This window comes from Microbacterium esteraromaticum (genome assembly GCF_017303215.1).
GTDB lineage: Bacteria > Actinomycetota > Actinomycetes > Actinomycetales > Microbacteriaceae > Microbacterium > Microbacterium esteraromaticum_C.
In genome coordinates, this window is sequence record NZ_JAEMWU010000001.1 from 1,044,652 (window position 1) to 1,062,377 (window position 17,726).

General features: G+C 70.1%; 16 protein-coding genes. 10 read left to right on the forward strand and 6 right to left on the reverse strand.

The window, feature by feature from the left end:
- Positions 1–35: 35 nt before the first annotated feature.
- Entirely contained in the window at positions 36–2,123 is a 2,088-nt protein-coding gene (locus JF543_RS04780; RefSeq protein WP_206822865.1) for a YhgE/Pip family protein, read from the reverse strand.
- Entirely contained in the window at positions 2,120–4,981 is a 2,862-nt protein-coding gene (locus JF543_RS04785) for an MMPL family transporter (RefSeq protein WP_347401094.1), read from the reverse strand. The genes JF543_RS04780 and JF543_RS04785 overlap by 4 nt, the downstream gene beginning before the upstream one ends.
- A gap of 126 nt (positions 4,982–5,107) precedes the next feature.
- Here JF543_RS04785 and JF543_RS04790 point away from each other — a divergent pair, with 126 nt between their 5' ends.
- The gene (locus JF543_RS04790) at positions 5,108–5,722 is read left to right on the forward strand and encodes a TetR/AcrR family transcriptional regulator (RefSeq protein WP_206822866.1); all 615 of its coding nucleotides are present in this window, start codon (positions 5,108–5,110) and stop codon (positions 5,720–5,722) included.
- 25 nt (positions 5,723–5,747) lie between these two features.
- On the opposite strand, the gene JF543_RS04795 is transcribed toward JF543_RS04790, so the two are convergent.
- Both JF543_RS04795 and JF543_RS04800 read right to left on the reverse strand, forming a co-directional pair.
- Positions 5,748–6,725, reverse strand: coding sequence for an o-succinylbenzoate synthase (locus JF543_RS04795; protein ID WP_206822867.1), 978 nt, complete (start codon positions 6,723–6,725; stop codon positions 5,748–5,750).
- A 347-nt stretch (positions 6,726–7,072) separates the two neighbouring features.
- The gene (locus tag JF543_RS04800; RefSeq protein WP_347401095.1) at positions 7,073–7,753 is read right to left on the reverse strand and encodes a peptidylprolyl isomerase; all 681 of its coding nucleotides are present in this window, start codon (positions 7,751–7,753) and stop codon (positions 7,073–7,075) included.
- Positions 7,754–7,824: 71 nt separating this feature from the next.
- On the opposite strand from JF543_RS04800, the gene JF543_RS04805 reads away from it, so the two are divergent.
- From JF543_RS04805 to JF543_RS04845, 9 genes are all read left to right on the forward strand, one after another.
- On the forward strand, positions 7,825–8,736 hold the full coding sequence (locus JF543_RS04805) for a 1,4-dihydroxy-2-naphthoyl-CoA synthase (protein ID WP_206822869.1): 912 nt from the start codon (positions 7,825–7,827) through the stop codon (positions 8,734–8,736).
- A gap of 163 nt (positions 8,737–8,899) precedes the next feature.
- Entirely contained in the window at positions 8,900–10,018 is a 1,119-nt protein-coding gene (locus JF543_RS04810; protein WP_206822870.1) for an AMP-binding protein, read from the forward strand.
- Positions 10,019–10,047: 29 nt separating this feature from the next.
- Positions 10,048–10,839 carry a class I SAM-dependent methyltransferase gene (locus JF543_RS04815; protein WP_179409046.1) on the forward strand — a complete coding sequence of 264 codons (792 nt, stop codon included), beginning with the start codon at positions 10,048–10,050 and terminating at the stop codon, positions 10,837–10,839.
- Between the two features lie 199 nt (positions 10,840–11,038).
- Entirely contained in the window at positions 11,039–12,304 is a 1,266-nt protein-coding gene (locus JF543_RS14365) for a sensor histidine kinase (RefSeq protein ID WP_347401096.1), read from the forward strand.
- Positions 12,305–12,319: 15 nt separating this feature from the next.
- Entirely contained in the window at positions 12,320–12,955 is a 636-nt protein-coding gene (locus JF543_RS04825; RefSeq protein ID WP_179409045.1) for a response regulator, read from the forward strand.
- Positions 12,956–13,076: 121 nt separating this feature from the next.
- Entirely contained in the window at positions 13,077–13,838 is a 762-nt protein-coding gene (locus JF543_RS04830; RefSeq protein WP_179409044.1) for an ABC transporter ATP-binding protein, read from the forward strand.
- Entirely contained in the window at positions 13,835–15,322 is a 1,488-nt protein-coding gene (locus JF543_RS04835; protein ID WP_431522685.1) for an FtsX-like permease family protein, read from the forward strand. The genes JF543_RS04830 and JF543_RS04835 overlap by 4 nt, the downstream gene beginning before the upstream one ends.
- A 139-nt stretch (positions 15,323–15,461) precedes the next feature.
- A complete protein-coding gene (locus JF543_RS04840) occupies positions 15,462–16,136 on the forward strand; it encodes a 2-phosphosulfolactate phosphatase (protein ID WP_179409043.1) in 675 nt (224 codons plus the stop codon).
- A gap of 65 nt (positions 16,137–16,201) precedes the next feature.
- Positions 16,202–16,588, forward strand: a complete 387-nt coding sequence (locus JF543_RS04845) for a DUF3054 domain-containing protein (protein WP_206822871.1) — start codon at positions 16,202–16,204, stop codon at positions 16,586–16,588.
- A 7-nt stretch (positions 16,589–16,595) separates the two neighbouring features.
- On the opposite strand, the gene JF543_RS04850 is transcribed toward JF543_RS04845, so the two are convergent.
- Both JF543_RS04850 and JF543_RS04855 read right to left on the reverse strand, forming a co-directional pair.
- Positions 16,596–17,084, reverse strand: a complete 489-nt coding sequence (locus JF543_RS04850) for a SprT-like domain-containing protein (RefSeq protein ID WP_179409041.1) — start codon at positions 17,082–17,084, stop codon at positions 16,596–16,598.
- A 79-nt stretch (positions 17,085–17,163) separates the two neighbouring features.
- Complete coding sequence (locus JF543_RS04855; RefSeq protein ID WP_179409040.1) at positions 17,164–17,694, reverse strand: hypothetical protein; 531 nt, start codon at positions 17,692–17,694, stop codon at positions 17,164–17,166.
- Positions 17,695–17,726 lie beyond the last annotated feature (32 nt).

A 17,726-nucleotide genomic window follows, 5' to 3' on the forward strand; every position in this document is an offset into this window, starting at 1 on the left:
GGGCGGCGCGATAGGCACCGCCCGGTGACGTCGGATCATGCGGTCGCGAGCACCCGCTTGGCGCTGGTGGTGCGCCGGGTGCTGACGGCGAGGATCGCCGCGCCGAGCGACAGCACCGCCCAGACGATGAGCCCCGCGGTGGCGGCCCCGGTCGGTGAGATCAGTCCGGTCAGCGCGGGCGCGGTGGGCATCGCCGCGCCGAGTCCAGCGAGCCAGCCGGGCACCGTCGAGATCACTCCGGTGGCCAGGGCGAGCACGCCGACCAGTGCGCTGACCCAGCGGCCGATGCCGCCGAACACGGCCACCAGGGCCTGGTTGACGGCGGCGAACGCGATACCGGTCAGCACGGCGAACCCGGCGAAGCCCCACCAGGTGGCGGCGTCGTACTCGGCGACGATCTGCACGACGAGGGCGACGAGCACACCCTGAGCGGCGCCGATCGCGGCGGCGGGCCAGAACCCGCGCAGTACCAGGTCGAGCGATGAGCGCCGTGAGGTCAGCGCGTTGCCGGGCACCGCGCGCAGCGCGATGAACGAGGCGAGCGCACCGAACCACAGCACGACGGATGCCAGCAGCGGGATGGTCGTGGGACCGAACATGGCGTCGGAGTCGGATGACGACGCGACGGGGTCGGCGATCACCGACGACAGCGCGGTCGATTCCTCGTCGCTGAATGAGGGCAGCGAGGTGCTTGCGGTCGTCAGGCCATCGGCGAGGTCATCGGTGCCCGAGGCCAGCGCGTCAAGACCCGTGGCCAGCTCGCCGGCGCCCTCACCGAGCGCGGTCACGCCGTCGCCGAGCTGGCTGGCTCCGGTGCCGAGCTGAGATGCGCCGTCGGCGATGCCGGTGGCTCCTTCCGCCGACTGCGTTACGCCGTCAGCGAGCTGACCGAGGCCGCCGCCCAGCTGCGTGGCGGCCGCACCGGCCGTGCGCATCTGGTCGGCGATCGCCTTTGGTGCTTCGGCGTCGAGGGCACGCAGCCCCTGCGCGGTGCCGGCCGATGCCTGATTCGCGCCGCGCGCCGCGTCGGCCGCGGTCGCTGACAGCTGCTCAGCGGTCGCCGCGGGCTGCTGAAGCGATTCGGCGAGCCCGGCCATCGCGGCGAGTTCGGCGCAGAACTGCGGGTTCGCCGCGGCGTCGCAGCTATCGGCGAGGCTACGAAGCCCCGGAGCAAGTGCGGAGATACCGGTCGCCACGCCCGCGCTCGCCTGGTTCGCGCCGGCGGCTGCCTGGGCGGCGCCGTCGCTGGCAGTCACGGCCGCGTCGGCAGCGGTGAAGAGCTCGGCGGGAACGAGGCCGTTCTGCTCGAGCGCGTCGGCTCCGCCGATCAGCCCTTGGCCCAGTTGGTTGGCCCCCGCTCCGGCCTCCCGCGTCTTGGTCGAGATGGTGCCGAGTCCACCGGCGAGTTGAGACGCACCGCTGGCCAGCTCACCCGCGCCATTGGCGATTCCGCCGGCGCCGTCGGCGAGCTGCGCGGCCCCGTCGGGGATCTCGGCAGCACCGTCGGCGGCATCGTGAGCGCCGTCGGCGAGCTGGGCCGCTCCGTCGGCGGCATCCCCGATCTGGTCGCCGATGGTCTTGAAACCGACCAGCACGTTGCCCACGGTCGCCTCGCTCAGCATCGTGCCCATGGTCGACGCGGCGACCGAGGCGATCTGCTGGGTGATGAGTCCGTCGGCGACCCGGCCGTCGGGTGCGGTGGTGACGGTGATCTCGGCCTGCTGCGCATCAGCATCCCCGCTCTGCAGCGCGGTGCCGGCGGATGTGGCATCCGCCGAGAACGACTTCGGGATCGTGACGATCGCCTGGTACTCGCCGTCGGCGAGGCCCTCGGCTGCGTCGTCTTCGTTCGAGATCACCCAGGTGAGGTTGGAGTCCATCTCGTCGGAGCCCTCGACGAGACCCGCGGCCAGCTGGCGCCCGAGCGGCGTGTACTGGCCGTCGATCGTGACGGGTTCGTCGAGGTTGACCACGGCAGCCGTCATCGCGTCGAGCCGACCGGTGGGGTTCTGCAGCGCGGCGACGAGGATGCCACCGATGATGGCCGGCAGCAGCAGCACGCCGATGATGGTCAGCCAGGTGATCGGGCGCCGCGAACGTGCGCGTTCGATGGGGAGGGTCACTTCGTGTTACTCCGTTCGCTCAGTACGTCGCTTGCGTCCACCTCGGAGTCGGTTCCCTGTCGCCGAGACCCCGTGTTGTCGTCGACACCCCGTGCTGCGGACGACCGCGAGTGGGGGTGTGGGCGAGAGGTGGGGGTGTGGGCGGGGGAGGAAAGATCGGTGACGGATGCTGCGGATCGGCCGGCCGCATCGAGCAGGCGCTGAGCGGCATCGGGGTCGACGGTCGTGAGCACGACGGCCGTACCCGGGGCGGCGTCGCGCAGGCGCGCGGCGAGCTGGTCGCGCTCGGCCGCGGTGAGGCGCTCGACGCCGTCGAGGATCACCAGACGGGTGCGGCCACGCAGTGCCTCCGAGACCGCGGATGCCGCATCCGCGTCGCCCAGCAGGACGATGCCGACGTGGGATCGCACCCACGCGGCACGACCGGGCAACAGGTGTCCCGCCACGCGCAGGCGACCCGCCTCGGGCTTCATCCGGCCGGCGAGCGTCAGCGCCAGCGCGCGCAGCGTCTGCGGGCGGGCACCCGTGATGACCAGCGAGCCGGACGGTTCCAGCCGCAGGTGCGCAGCGTGCACGCCGCCGTCCGCGAGGCTGAGTCCATCGGCGGCGAGGATGCTGTCGTCACCCGGCCATTCGGCCAGCGCACGCTCGCGCTCGACGGCCTCGCCCTCGATGTCGACGTGCGGCAGGATCTTCTCCATCCAGGTCGGGATGCGCCAGGCGCGGTCGCCGAGGATGGCCATCACCGCGGGGATCAGCGTCATGCGCACGAGGAACGCGTCGATCGCGATACCGGCGGCCAGGCCCAACGCGATCGGTTTGATCGACGAGTCGCCCTCGGGCACGAACGCGACGAACACCGCGAACATGATCAGCGCCGCTGCGGTCACCACGCGGGCCGACGACGTGAAGCCCGAGCGGATGGCGCGCACGGCGGCGGCGCGGCGGTTCTCGGCGACCGTGCGGTCGGGGTCGTGCACGTAGTCCTCGCGCATGCGCGAGACGAGGAACACCTGGTAGTCCATGGCCAGACCGAACAGCACGCCCATCAGCACGATCGGCATGAACGAGATGATCGGTCCGGTGCGCGCCACATGCAGCAGGTCGGCGAACCAGCCCCACTCGAACACGGCCGCGACGACACCGAACGACGCCACGATCGAGAGCAGATATCCGGCGGCAGCGGTGATCGGCACCCAGATCGAGCGGAACACCATCGCCAGCAGAATCAGCGACAGGCCGATCACGAACACGCCGAAGGGCAGCAGCGCCGCACCCAGCTGATCGGAGATGTCGATGGCGACCGCGGTGAAGCCGGTGACCTTCAGATCAATGCCGTACTCGTCCAGCCACTCGTCGTGATGTGAGCGCAGCTCGCGCACGAGGTCGCTGGTGGCCGGGTCATCGGGGGCGGTCTCGGGAATGATCTGCACGATACCGGTATCGGCCGTCTCGTTCGGAGTGGCCAGCGCCACCTCGCGCACGCCGGGCAGCTGCGCGACCTCATCACCGAGGTCCTGCATGAGCGTGAGCGGATCGGTCGAGGTCACGATCGTTCCGGTGAGGATCAGTGGACCGTTGAACCCCGGGCCGAACTCCTCGGCGGTCAGGTCGTAGCTGATGCGCGCCTCGGAATCCTCCGGGAGCACACCGGCGTTCGGCAGTGCCAGGTTCAGGCTCAGCGCCGGTACGGCCACGATGCCCAGACCGAGTACGACGGCGATGCTCACCAGGATCGGGCGTTTGGTGACGCCGCCGACCCAGCGGGCGGCGAAGCCCTCACGGGGCGCTGCGTCACGGGCATCCGACTTCTTCGTCTTCGGGGCCTTCTTCGCGCGCCCGGCGACGCGACCCTTCAAGAAGCCGAGCAGCGCCGGGGTCAGCGTCACCGAGATGGCGACGGCGATCGCGACGGCGACGGCCGCGGCGATACCCATCGTCGTCAGGAATGGGATGCCCGCGAAGCCGAGTCCGATCAGGGCGATCAGCACGGTGATGCCGGCGAACACGACGGCCGATCCAGCCGTGCCGACGGCGCGGGATGCCGATTCCTCAGGATCGATGCCGTCGCGCACCTGGTCCTGGTGGCGGGCGATGATGAACAGCGCGTAGTCGATACCCACCGCAAGCCCCAGCATGAGCGCGAGCAGCGGCGTGGTCGACGAGACCGTCGCGAAGGCGGTCGCGGCGAAGATGCCCGCCATCGAGATGCCGACGCCCAGCACCGCGGTCAGTAGCGGAAGCCCCGCCACGACGAACGAGCGGAACGTCACGATCAGCACCAGCAGGGCGATCACCAGACCGACCGCCTCGGTGATGGTCACGGCTGGGATCGCCATGGCGAACAGGTCGCCGCCCAGGGCGGTCTGCGATCCCTCGGGCAGTGCCGCCGCGAGCTCGTCGACGATGCTCTGCAGCTCATCGGTCACCTCGGCGCTGACATCGGTGGCCTGCCCGTCGAACTGCAGACGCACGATCGCGGCCGTGTGCTCGTCATTGACCATGCCCTCGACCATCTCGTCGTAGGGGGAGGTCGCTGCCAGCACGCCGTCGAGCCGGGCGAGCTCGTCGACGGCATCCTCGATCCCGTCACGGTAGGCGTCGTCGGTCACGTCGTCGCCATCCGCGGCGACGACGATGAACTGCGCGTTCGTGCCGCTCACCTGGGGGAAGGTGCGCTCGAGCTGCTCGAGGCCCGCCTGTGACTCGGTGCCGGGGATCGAGAAGGTGTTGTCGGTTCCCGCGCCGAGCACGATCGCGCCGCCGCCGGCGATGCCGAGAACGATCAGCCAGCTGACCAGGACGCGCCAGGGATGCCGGAACGACCAGCGTCCCAGGGATGAGAGCAGAGTGGACACGCTTCCTCCGGGCAGAGAGTTCGATACACAGGTGTATTCAATACGTAGATGTATCCTATGGGAATCGCGTGGCCACAGGCTGTGCGCCGGATGTGAAGATGCGAGAGTGAGCAGCAGGAGGCCCCGATGACGACACCGACCCGCAGTCGTGAGAACACCCGAGCGCGCCTGTTCGAGGCCGCCGGGCAGGTCTTCGCCGAGGTCGGCCTGGAGGGTGCGACCGTCGAGGCCGTCTGCGAGCGCGCCGGATTCACGCGCGGCGCCTTCTACTCGAACTTCGAATCCAAGGACGAGCTGTTCCTCATGCTGGCGGGCACTGTCGCCGCCGGACGCCTGACCGCGGTACGCGAGCAGGTGACGGCGATGGCCGCCGACGGCGCCCTCGAGGACTGCACCGCGGCTGGGCTCGTGCAGCGGGTGATGGACGCCGGCGGCGACGACCGCCTGAGCATCATGCTGATGAGCGAGATCCGCATCCGCGCGATGCGCGACCCCGCATTCGGAGCCGCATACCTCGCGCAGGAGCACGAGGTTGAGACGAGCATCGCCGACATCATCCGCGAGATCGTCGACGCGGGAACCATCGCGCTGCGCCTGGACCCGTTGCTCGCGGCACGTGTGCTGATGATCGTCTGGGAGGGCATGGCCGTGCGCGGCGCGATGTCCGGCGCCGACGACACGCAGATGCACGACGTCAGCAGCGAGGTGCTCGGTCGCCTGGTCGAGGCGCTGCTGGCCTGAGCCGGTCAGCGCCGGAGGGCTCCTGTCAGTCCGCCGCAAGCAGTGCGTGGCAGCGGGTGAGGCGCTCGAGCCACCAGTCCCGACGTTCGGGCGATGCCGCCAGGCGGGTCAGCGCGGCAGCATCCGGAATCACACGCGTGGCCGATACCGACCCGCGCACCGGCCGCGCCTCGGCGACGTCGTCGGCGAACAGCGCCGCCGTGCCGAGGCCGCAGTCGTACTCCAGCGTGGGGAGGGATGCCGCCAGTGCAGCACCCTGCGCGAGCCCGACGGCTGTGTCGAGGGCGCTCGATACCACCGCCGGCAGTCCCGTCGCGGCGACGATCTGCAGGGCTCGCTGGATGCCCCCGAGTGGCTGCGCCTTGATGACGATGAGATCGGCGGCCTTCGCCTGCGCGACCGCGAGCGGGTCGGCGGCCTTGCGGATGCTCTCGTCGGCGGCGATCGGGATGCCCTTGTGCTTGACCCGGTAGCGCAGCTCGGCCAGCTCGGGCACGGTGGCACACGGCTGCTCGGCGTACTCGAGGTCGTACTCGGCGAGGGCGTGGATCGCGTGCTCGGCCTCGTCGAGGTTCCACCCGCCGTTCGCGTCGATGCGGATTCGCCCCTCGGGGCCCATGCCGTCGCGCACGGCGCGCACGCGGGCGATGTCGTCGGCCAGTTGCTGGCCGCGTTCGGCGACCTTGACCTTGGCTGTGCGGCATCCGTCGAACCGCGCCAGCACCTCGGCGACGCGGGCCGCCTCGACCGCGGGCACGGTGGCATTCACGGGGATGCGCTCGCGCAACGGCGCGGGCTGCTCGTTCCAGGCGAAGTCGATCGCGGCGGCCAGCCAGGTGGCGGCTTCGGCATCGTCGTACTCGACGAACGGCGAGAACTCGGCCCAGCCCTGTGGACCTTCCAGCAGCAGCGCTTCGCGGGTGTCGACGCCGCGAAAACGGGTGTTCATCGGCAGCGCGACCACCCGGGCCGTGGCGAGCAGGTCATCCAGCGCAGGCGTCATGCGTCCATCATGCCCGCCTGCTGCGCGCAACTCCGGAGAAACCTGCCGATCGGCGGGGAAACCGGCTGTGGGACGGCTGAATCGGGTGTTTCTTCCGGAGTTGTGAACAGCAGACGAGCGGTGCCGGGCTTAACAGTGCGCTCAGGGCAGTTGCTTCTGCCGTTGGCGTGCTCAGAACTCCGTGCAGCGCTGCTGCACGCAACTCCGGAGAAACCTGCGGCTCGGACGGGAAAGCGGCCGCCGGGCGGCAGAACCAGGTGTTTTTCCGGAGTTACGTACGCGTGCGTCGCCGTTGGGTGCTGTAGGGCTGTCGTGGGCCCCGCAGCGCCGAGTACGCCCGCCGGACCTCAGCCGGCGGTGACCGACTCGATCGTCACGGGCTGCTTCGGTGTGCCGTCAGGGCCGCCGGACTCGGTGCCCTGCTTGGCGGCGTCAGATACGGCGGCGACGCTGTCGGCGTCGAGGCTGCCGAACACGGTGTACGAGGGCGGCAGCTGAGTGTCGGCGTAGACGATGAAGAACTGCGAACCGTTGGTATCGGGGCCGGCGTTCGCCATCGCCAGAGTGCCGGCGGGGTAGGTCTCGGTGCCGGAGAGCTCGTCGGCGAACGAGTAGCCGGGGCCGCCCGTTCCGGTGCCGGTCGGGTCGCCGCACTGCAGCACGAAGATGCCCTGCGTGGTGAGGCGGTGGCAGCTCGTGCCGTCGAAATAGCCCTGTTCGGCCAGCGACAGGAAGTTGTTGGTGGTGCATGGCGTCGCCTCGGCATCGAGCGTGACGTTGAGGGCGCCGGCGCTCGTTGTCATCAAGGCGGGCACCTCACCCGAGGCGCTCGGGTCGGCGGGAGGGGCGGTGACGGTCTTGGCCGGGGTGCGTCCGTCGGCGGGGTAGCTGCATTCGCCGGATGCCACCGGTGCTTCCGCCGATGAGGTCTGCTGCGGGGCATCCGAGGTTGACGCGCACCCGGTGAGCGCGAGGGCGCCGGCGGCGGCGAGGGCGAGCAGAGAACGACGAACGCGAGAAGTCAGCACGGCACGATCGTACGCGACCACTCGACCGGCTTCCTGCGTGCGCGGGTGCAAGCGGGAATACAGTGGATGATGTGAGCTCCGCATTCGTCTCTGACCTCTTCGACCCGACCGAGTGGACGCTCGCGCCGGGCGCCGAGGCGTACACCGACATCACCGCACACGTCTCGAACGATGGGCGCATCGCCCGCATCGCGTTCGACCGACCCGAGGTGCGCAACGCATTCCGGCCGCACTCGGTCGACGAACTGTACCGGGCGCTCGATATCGCGCGGCAGGATCCGCGAGTTGGAGTCGTGCTGCTGACCGGCAACGGCCCGAGTCCGAAGGACGGCGGGTGGGCGTTCTGCTCGGGCGGTGACCAGCGCATCCGCGGGCGCGACGGCTATAAGTACAGCGAGTCGACCACCGAGGTGCACGATCCGGCCCGCGCCGGCCGCCTGCACATCCTCGAGGTGCAGCGACTGATTCGCTTCATGCCCAAGGTTGTCATCGCTGTCGTGCCCGGCTGGGCCGCCGGTGGTGGGCATTCGCTGCACGTGGTGTGTGACCTGACGATCGCCAGTGCCGAGCACGGCCGTTTCAAGCAGACCGATGCCGATGTGGGCAGTTTCGACGCCGGTTATGGGTCGGCGTACATGGCCCGTCAGACGGGGCAGAAGTTCGCGCGCGAGGTGTTTTTCCTCGCCGAGGAGTACTCGGCTCAGCGCGCTTATGAGACCGGTGCGGTCAACCGTGTGGTGCCGCATGCCGAGCTTGAGCGTGAGGCCGTTTCGATGGCACGCACGATTCTGACGAAGTCGCCGACGGCCATCCGGATGCTGAAGTTCGCCTTCAACGCGGTCGACGACGGTCTGGTGGGTCAGCAGGTGTTCGCCGGCGAGGCGACGCGTCTGGCGTACGGCACCGATGAGGCTGTCGAGGGCCGTGATGCGTTCCTCGAGAAGCGCGACCCCGACTGGTCCCCGTACCCCTACCACTACTGATGATCGTGCCCCTGCCGCACTCCACGCCCCTGTCCCCGTCCCGTGAGAAACCATCTGCCGTTCGAGAAACCACGTGCGACATGGTTTCTCAGACGGGAAGTGGTTTCTCAGTGGGGTGCGCGGCGGGGTGCGCGGCGGGGGACGCAGTGGGGAGGGGGAGTGGATGCTGACGCTCGGGGGCGTTGACGGGGGGCGCGCGGCGACGGTGAGCGACGCCCTGCCGGGTGCGCTCGCGGGGACCACGCCGATCGCGCTGGGCTTCACGCCCGCACCCGACGAGGTGGTGCCAGAGGGCACCGCCGTCGTGATCGCCACGTCCGGGTCATCGGGCATCCCGAAGCGGGTCGTGCTCAGCGCCGCCGCACTGCGCGCGAGCGCCGAGGCGACGGCCGCGCGCATCGGCACGGGGCAGTGGATGCTGGCACTCCCGGCCGCATACATCGCCGGGGTGCAGGTGATCGGCCGCTCGCAGCTCGCGGGGTACGAGCCGGTGCTGCTGGAGGAGCGCTTCGCGCCCGACGCCTTCGTCCGCGCCACGGAGGGACTGCGCACCGACGTCGACCGGTTCACGTCGTTCGTGCCGGCGCAGCTGCAGACGCTGCTCGACGCCGCCGATGATGACGAACGGGTGCTCGACGCACTGCGCTCGTACCGTGCGATCCTCATCGGCGGGCAGGCGCTTCCAGACTCGGTCCGCGGGCGGGCCGTCGACACGGGAGTGCGTATCGTGCGCACCTACGGATCGAGCGAGACGGCGGGGGGCTGCGTCTACGACGGCGTTCCGCTGGAGGGCGTGCGACTCGCGGAGGTCGATGGTGAGATCCGCATCGCCGGTCCGCACCTGGCGACCGGGTATCTGGGCGATGCCGCGCTCACCGCGGCGACGTTCGTCAGTGACAACGACGGCATCCGCTGGTACCGCACGGGCGACGCAGGAACCGTCGCCGAAGGGCGGCTCCGCATCACCGGACGTCTCGACAACGTGATCGTCTCGGGCGGCATCAACGTGTCGCTCGATCGTGTGGAACGGGTCGTGCGCAGCATCCGCGGTTTGGAGCAGGCCGTCGTCGTCGGCGTTCCGGACGAGCGCTGGGGCGAGGCATCCGTCGTCTTCGCCCCCGGTGCCGACGCGGCGAACCGTCTCGACGACGTTCGCGAACGCGTCGCCGACGAGATCGGCAGGCACGCGCGACCCGTTCGTATCCAGATCATGCCGGAGCTGCCGCTGCTGGCATCCGGAAAACCCGACCGCGAAGCGCTTCGCCGGCTCGCGCGCGGGTGACGCGGCCGCCGACCCGGCAGACTGGGCGCATGGCGACCTATACGCACGGGCATCACGATTCGGTACTACGCTCGCACAACACCCGCAACGTCTCGAACTCGGCCGCCTATCTTGCGCCGCACCTCACCGCCACGACGCGGCTGCTCGACATCGGAGCAGGCCCCGGCACGATCACCATCGACTTCGCGAACCGGGCAGCCCATGTCACCGCGACCGAGATCAACGCCGACGCGCTCGGTCTGTCACGGGCGCTCGCCGCGGAACGCGGCGTGACGAACATCGACTTCTCGATCGAGGACGTCCACACGCTGAGCTTCTCCGACGGTGCCTTCGACGTCGTGCACGCCCACCAAGTGCTGCAGCACGTCGCGGACCCCGTGCAGGCGCTGCGCGAGATGCGCCGTGTCACGAAGCCCGGTGGCATCGTCGCGGCGCGGGACGCCGACTACGCGGGGTTCATCTGGTTCCCGCTGCTGCCCGAACTCGACGAGTGGTTGCAGCTCTACCGGGCGGCGGCGCGGGCGAACGGCGGGGAACCGGATGCCGGTCGGCGACTGTTCGCCTGGGCGCGCGCGGCCGGGTTCACCGAGATCGAGGCGACGGCATCCACCTGGTGCTACGCGACCGAGGCCGAGCGCGAGTGGTGGGGCGGCATGTGGGCCGACCGCATTCTGCACTCCGCGCTCGCCGAGCAGCTCACGGCGGCCGGCATGGCGACGGATGCCGACCTGCGCCGGATCAGCGCTGCCTGGCGCGCGTGGGCATCCGACGGTGACGGCTGGTACCTGGTGCCGCACGGCGAGATCCTCTGCCGCGCCTGATCCTCTGCCGCGCCTGACACCGGGCTGACCCCGGCCGCCGTTCGCAACTCCGGAAGAACGTGGGGTTCCGGGGCGAATTCGGGGCTCTGGGAGCCTGGGGAGCCTGTTTCTCCGGAGTTGCGTACGGGGCTGGCACGGTGCACGCGGATACATCCGCAGATGGACGCGTCGGGGGCACCCGCTCCCGTAGCGTGAGAGGGTGTTCCGCCCCGTTCCCCGCACCTGGCTCGTGCTCGACATCGTCGGCGCCGTCTTCGGTGTGCTGCTGACCCTGCCGATGTCGCTCGCCTTCGCCGTCGAGTCGCCGAGCATGTGGGTGCACCCGGCATGGCTGTCGGTCACACTGCACATCCTCATCGCCATCGTGATGTGGGGCGCCGCGGCGATCAGCCGGCTCTCGCCCGCATTGGCGCTGATCATCGCCTGGGGCGCGGCGATCGTGCAGATGGCGGCAGGGCTGCCGCCGGCGGCGTACAACATCGCCATCTTCGGCGTGCTGTTCGGCACTGCCGCGTGGGGGTCCCAACGGCTGCTGTGGATGGGCGGCGCCTCGACGCTGCTGGGGGGCATCCTCGCCGGCTTCTACATCGCGGTCGTGCAGTTCGATGCGTCGTCGGTGGTCGCGCCGGCGCCACCTGAGCTGCGCGTCGTGCTGCTGGCGCTGCTCTTGGGGATCACGATCGGTTTCGCGCTGGTGATCTCGTGGGGAGCGGGGCTGCTGTGGCGGCTGGTGCGGCACGGGCAGCAGACGCGTGAGGCGCAGCTGCGTGCCGAGACGCTCGCGGCCGAAGAGCAGGAGCGCGTCAGCATCGCGCGTGACATGCACGACGTCGTCGCGCATTCGCTGGCGGTGGTCATCGCCCAGGCAGACGGGGCGCGCTATGCCGCCGCGGCGGCGCCCGAGCTCGCGCAGGAGGCGTTGGGCACGATCGCGACGACGGCGCGGTCTGCGCTGTCGGATGTGCGGATGCTGCTCACACAGCTCCGGCACCGCCAGGGCGACGGTCCGCAACCGACCCTCGCCGACTTGGAGACCCTGTTCGCCCAGGTGCGTCACGCGGGTGTCGAGCCCCGTGTGACCGTCGATCCGATGCCGCCGGGGGAGCCGCCCGGTGCGATCCAGCTCGCCGTGTACCGCATCTTGCAGGAGGCACTCACCAACGCGCTGCGACATGGCACAGGTGATGTCGATGTGCATCTGGCGTGGCTGGCCGACCGGGTCGAGATCAGGGTGCGCAACAGCATCCGCACGCCACTGCCGCCACGCGCGGTGGCGATGGCCCGCACCGGGGCGATCCCGCAGGCGGTCGGGGCGGGTCACGCCGGGCATGGCCTGGTCGGTATGCGCGAACGCGCGCAGTTGGTGGGCGGTACGCTCGTGGCCGGGGCGGATGCCGGTGTTTTCACCGTCAGCGCCACGCTTCCGATCGGGCCGCAGCACTCCGCTGCCGACAGCGCCCGCTGATCTGCTGGAGGTTCCATGATCTCGGTCGTGCTCGTCGATGACCAGGCGCTGTTCCGCGCGGGCATCCGCATGCTCGTCGCATCGCAGCCCGATATGGACGTCGTCGGCGAAGCCGGCGACGGACGCGAGGCCCTCGACGTCATCGCACGCACCCGACCCGACGTGGTGCTGATGGACATTCGGATGCCGGTGATGGACGGCCTGACGGCCACGGCCGAACTGCTGACGCAGCCGAACCCGCCGCGCGTGGTCATGCTCACGACCTTCGACCTCGATGAGGCCGCGGCCAGGGCGATCCAGCAGGGGGCCAGTGGCTTCCTGCTCAAGGACGCCGACCCGGAGTTCCTGCTAGCGGCGATCCGCACGGTCGACGCCGGGTCGAGCGTGATCGCCGCCGCGGCCACCCGCGACCTGTTCGCCCACTTCACCAGCGAGACCAAACCCGTGCCTGCGCAGTACGCCGAGCTCACTGAGCGCGAGCGTGAGATCTTCGCGCTCGCCGCGCGCGGCCTGTCGAACGCCGAGATCGCGGCGCGCGAGTTCCTCAGCGAGGCGACGGTGAAGACGCACGTCAGTCGCATTCTCGGCAAGCTCCTGCTGCGCGATCGGGTGCAGCTGGTCGTCTTCGCATTCGAGCACGGTCTGGTCTGATCCGCCCGCTGCGGGCATCCGAACGGCCGACGACGGGCATCCGAGATCATTCTGCCGATGTACGCCGGATGATCCGCCGGGGCGATGCGGCCCGGGTAGGGGCGCTCATAGCGTCGAAGGCATGCAGATCACGACCTCCGAACTCGGCCTCGCCGCGCGCGTTCAGCACCTCACCAAGTCCTACGGAACCGGGGATGCCGCCGTGCGCGCCCTCGACGGCGTCAGCGTCGGTATACGCCGCGGCCAGTTCACCGCGATCATGGGACCGTCCGGTTCGGGCAAGTCGACCCTGATGCACATCATGGCGGGGCTCGATTCGCCCACCGAAGGGCGGGCGTGGATCGGCGACACCGAGATCACCGGCCTTGGAGACCTGGAGATGACCATTCTGCGGCGCCGTCGCGTGGGGTTCATCTTCCAGTCGTTCAACCTGGTGCCGACCCTCGATGCTCTCGGCAACATCCTGCTGCCGTTCGAACTCGACGGGCGCAGGCCGTCTGCGATCGAGCGCGCCCGCATCGACGGTCTGATCGAGACGCTGGGGCTCGGTGCTCGTCTGACGCACCGTCCGCACGAGCTCTCGGGTGGGCAGCAGCAGCGCGTCGCGATCGTCCGTGCGCTCGCCACCGCGCCCGACCTCGTCTTCGCCGATGAACCGACCGGCAACCTCGACTCGGCGACGGGACGCGAGGTGCTGCAGCTGCTCGCAATGGCCAGTCGCGAGCACGGGCAGTCGATCGCCATGGTGACGCACGACGCGGTGGCGGCTAGCCACGCCGACCGGGTGCTGTTCCTGGGCGATGGGCGCATCGTCGCCGACCACCCGCGGCAGAGCGCCGAGCAGATCTCGTCGTACATGCTCGCCGCAGAGGTGGCGGCATGACCGCCGTCGCTGCGGGGGCTACCGGCGCCAGCGTCACGGCGGGGGCCGACCTGTCGAGGCCACGTGCGTCGCGTCTGGCCTGGCTCCGTGAACGCGGCATGGGTGCCAGCATCCTCGTTGCCGCGCTCTCGGCCGCGTTCGGGGTGATCCTCGTCGAGACGACCGTCTACATCGGGGCCTTCCTGCAGGCCGACCCGTACATCGGCGACAGCGAGACTCTGGCCATCGTGGTCGCGATCCTGTCGGTGCTGCTGACCGGAGTGGCGATGTACGTCGCCGCGATCGTCACCGCCAACACCTTCTCGACGATCATCGCCGGGCGCACCCGACGCATCGCGCTGGTGAGGCTGATCGGTGCCTCGGCGCGGTCGCAACGCTCCGAGGTGTCGTCGCAGGGATTCGTGGTCGGCCTGCTGGGGGCGACCATCGGCCTCGTGATCGGGGTTGGCGCGTCGGCCACCGGGATGCTGCTTGCCGATCAGCTGCTCGCCGGGGCGCCCGAAGGTGTCAGCCTGATGCAGCCCGCGGTGCTGCTGCCGTTCATCGGTGTGGCGCTCACGACCTGGTTGGCGGCCTGGGTCGGCTCGCGGCGGGTGCTGACGGTGACACCGTTGCAGGCATTGGGTGGATCAGTCGAGCGCGCTCACGACGAGGTCTCATCGCGTACCGGGCGTCATGTCGGGGCGCTGATCCTGCTGATCCTGGGCGCGGCACTGCTCGCATTCGGTGTGATGCTCGGCCTCGTCACACCGCTGGGTGTGGTGGTGGCGTTCTTCGGCGGACTGCTGTCGTTCACCGGGCTCGCGCTCGGATCGGTGATGGTGATGCCGCCGATCCTGCGACTGGTGGGGCGCGCGTTCCGCCGTTCGGCCACGGCTCGTCTCGCGGCCGAGAACGCCCTGCGCTATCCCGAGCGCTCGAGCCGGATGGCGATCGGCGTGGTGATGGGGGTGACGCTGGTGACGATGTTCGCCGTCGCGCTGGAATCGACGAAGATGCTGCTGGGACGCCAGGCCGATGAGCAGACGCTGCAGACGACCTTCGCGGTGCTCGACGGGTTCGCCGCGGTGATGATGGTGCTCGTCGCGGTATCGGGGGTGATCGCCGCAGTCGGGTTGGTGAACCTGCTGACGATCGGCGTGGTGCAGCGCACCCGCGAGCTGGGGCTGCTGCGGGCGATCGGTCTGACCGGCGGCCAGGTGCGGCGCATGGTGCTGCTGGAAGCCGTGCACGTCACCGTCGCTGCGACGATCAGCGGCCTCGTGCTCGGCATTGTCTACGGTTGGGTGGCGGCGCAGTCGCTGCTGGGCTCCGTTCCGGTACTGCCCGACTTCGAGCCCGCCGGGCTCGTGTCGCCGGCCGTGCCGTGGATGCCCGTGGCGATCATCGTGGCCGCCACAGCCGTGCTCGCCCTCGTCGCCGCTGTCGCCCCGACGCGCTTGGCGACGCGCGTCGCACCCGTCGAGGCGCTCGCCGCCGAGTAAGCCGCCCGTACGGATGGCGGGAGTGTGTACGTCGGGCGGGGGACACGCCGCAGAATCTCCCGCCATTCGTACAAGCTCCCGCCATTCGTGCGGCGCCTGTCACATCGAGCACATCGAGCGCCCCGATTAGGCTGATCGGATGCCACAGCCGACGTCGCAGACACCGCTGACCCAGTCGTCGTACCAGGTGCGTTTCGAGTGGGGTGCCGACGGGCTCGCGCGGCTCGCCCCCGCCGACGTGGTCATCGTCGTCGATGTGCTGCGGTTCTCTTCGACGATGGCGGATGCTGTCGCGCAGGCTCCCATCGCACTGGAGCGTGCACTGGCCTGGTCGGCCAACGGCGCCCAGGTCGCGGGCGCCGCGGCGCGGGTGGCCCCCGTGGTGCTGCTCGGTGGCATCCGCAACGCCTCGGCGACCGCGCGCGCGGTGATGACCCTGCAGGAGCGGCGCGGTGACCGTACCTCGGTCAGTGTCGTCGCGGCGGGGGAGCGTGATGCGGACGGGCGGCTGCGCTTCGCCGTCGAGGACCAGCTCGGGGCCGGCGCGGTGATCGCCGCGCTGTCTGATCTGGGCATCGATCACTCCTCTCCCGAGGCCGCGGTGTCGGCGGAATCGTTCCGTGCGCTGCGGCGCGGGCTGCGTCATCTGCTGATCGGAAGCGCCTCCGGGCGGGAACTGGCCGACGGTGTTGCGTCGACCGAGCGGATGCTGGCCGATGGCATCCGCCCCGCGACCATCGAGGAGTGCGCCGCTGCGGATGCCACCGAAACGGTGCCCGAGCTGCAGGGTGGCGTCTTCGTCCCGTTCGCTTGAGCCCGACAGACCAGCGCCCGCGCGCCGCCGCGCCGGGGCGCCGCAGGCGCGTAGGGTCTGATGACATGAGGTACCTGCCCGCGCTCATCGTCGACGCCGTTCTGGTGCTTGTTTTCGCCGCTATCGGACGGGCCTCGCATAATGAGGATCCCCTGGGATTCGTGCTCACCGCCTGGCCATTCCTGATCGCACTCGTGCTGGGTCATGCGATTGCCGCACTGGTTCCGGCGCGTCCGCGGCGCCCGTGGTCACTGGGCTGGGGAGTGATCGTGTGGGTGGTCACCGTCGCCGGAGGGATGCTGCTGCGCATCGCCACGGGTGACACCGCCGAGACGCCGTTCATCATCGTCGCGACGCTGGTGCTGGGGGCGTTCTTGCTGGGCTGGCGGCTGATCACGATGCTGGTGCGCAGGTTCCGGGCACCCGCCGAGGCACCGGCGACCGAGTCGTAGGTCGGCGTCAGCGCGGCATCTGCGCCGCGAGGCGATCGGCCGCGGTGATCTCGCGCCGACGCCATTCGAACAGGTATCGGCGGTCGAATCGCCGCGAGCACTTGGCGCACGACGTCTCGCGCGCCGGCCGCCGATGGCGGTAGGCGACATGGCCCGAGGGGCACTGGCCGACCCAGGGCGCCAGCTCGGTGGCCGTCTCGCCGTGATGCGTCGTGCCGCCGACGTACCCCAGGCGGCGCGCTACGCGCTTCCACTCCGCGCCGTGCCCGGCGCCGTGCCCGGCCAGCGCGTGGGCCACCTCGTGCAGCAGGGTCTGATGGATCTCGTCGTCATCGAAGCGGGCGGCCAGATAGCGCGACACGGTGATGCGCTTGCGCTGGTAGTCGCAGAGGCCCGCGCGGCGCTTGGCATGGTCGAAGTCGAAGGTCCACGAATCGTCGAGATGCATGCGGATCAGCGCTTCACCCCACACACGCACGCGGTTCAGATCGGCCATGTGATCAGAGTAGGGCGGGCGACCGACATCGGGCAGCCCCAATCCTCGGCGGGCTGCCGACCAGGTCGGCGGCGTCGACTCAGGCGAAGACGCTGGGCTCGACCGCGCTGCGGCGCTCGGCTGCCTCGATCGCGCGCAGGGCCTTCTCGAGTTCGCTGTCGTCGGCACCGGCCGAGCGACGCAGGAACAGCGACTGCTTGAAGCTGTCGCGCGCCTCGTCGAAGTCGCCGGCCTCGTAAGCGTTCTTGCCGTGGTGCTGGTAGGCGAAGGCGGCGATTCCGGCCCAGCCCTGCCCCTCAGCCTCATGCGCGCAAGTCGCGAGCTCCTGCGCGGCTGCGGCGTGGGATCCGCGGTTCTGCAGCACGGTGGCATGCAGCACGCGCGCCCGCAGCAGGTCCTTGCGGGTGCCGGCCATCCGAGCCTGACGCACGGTCTCTTCGGCCAGCGCGAGCGCCTCGTCAAGGCGGTCGAGCACCTTCAGCAACCACACGCGTTCCAGCAGCACCGGCAGGCTGCGCTGGTTCTCGATCTCGGCCAGGCGCGCCATGCACTCGCGCGCATCCACCAGTTCACGAAGCGTGTCGGGGTCGTATCCCTGGATCAAATTCACGACGTCGGCTCCTCTCCGTGACCGCTGTCCAG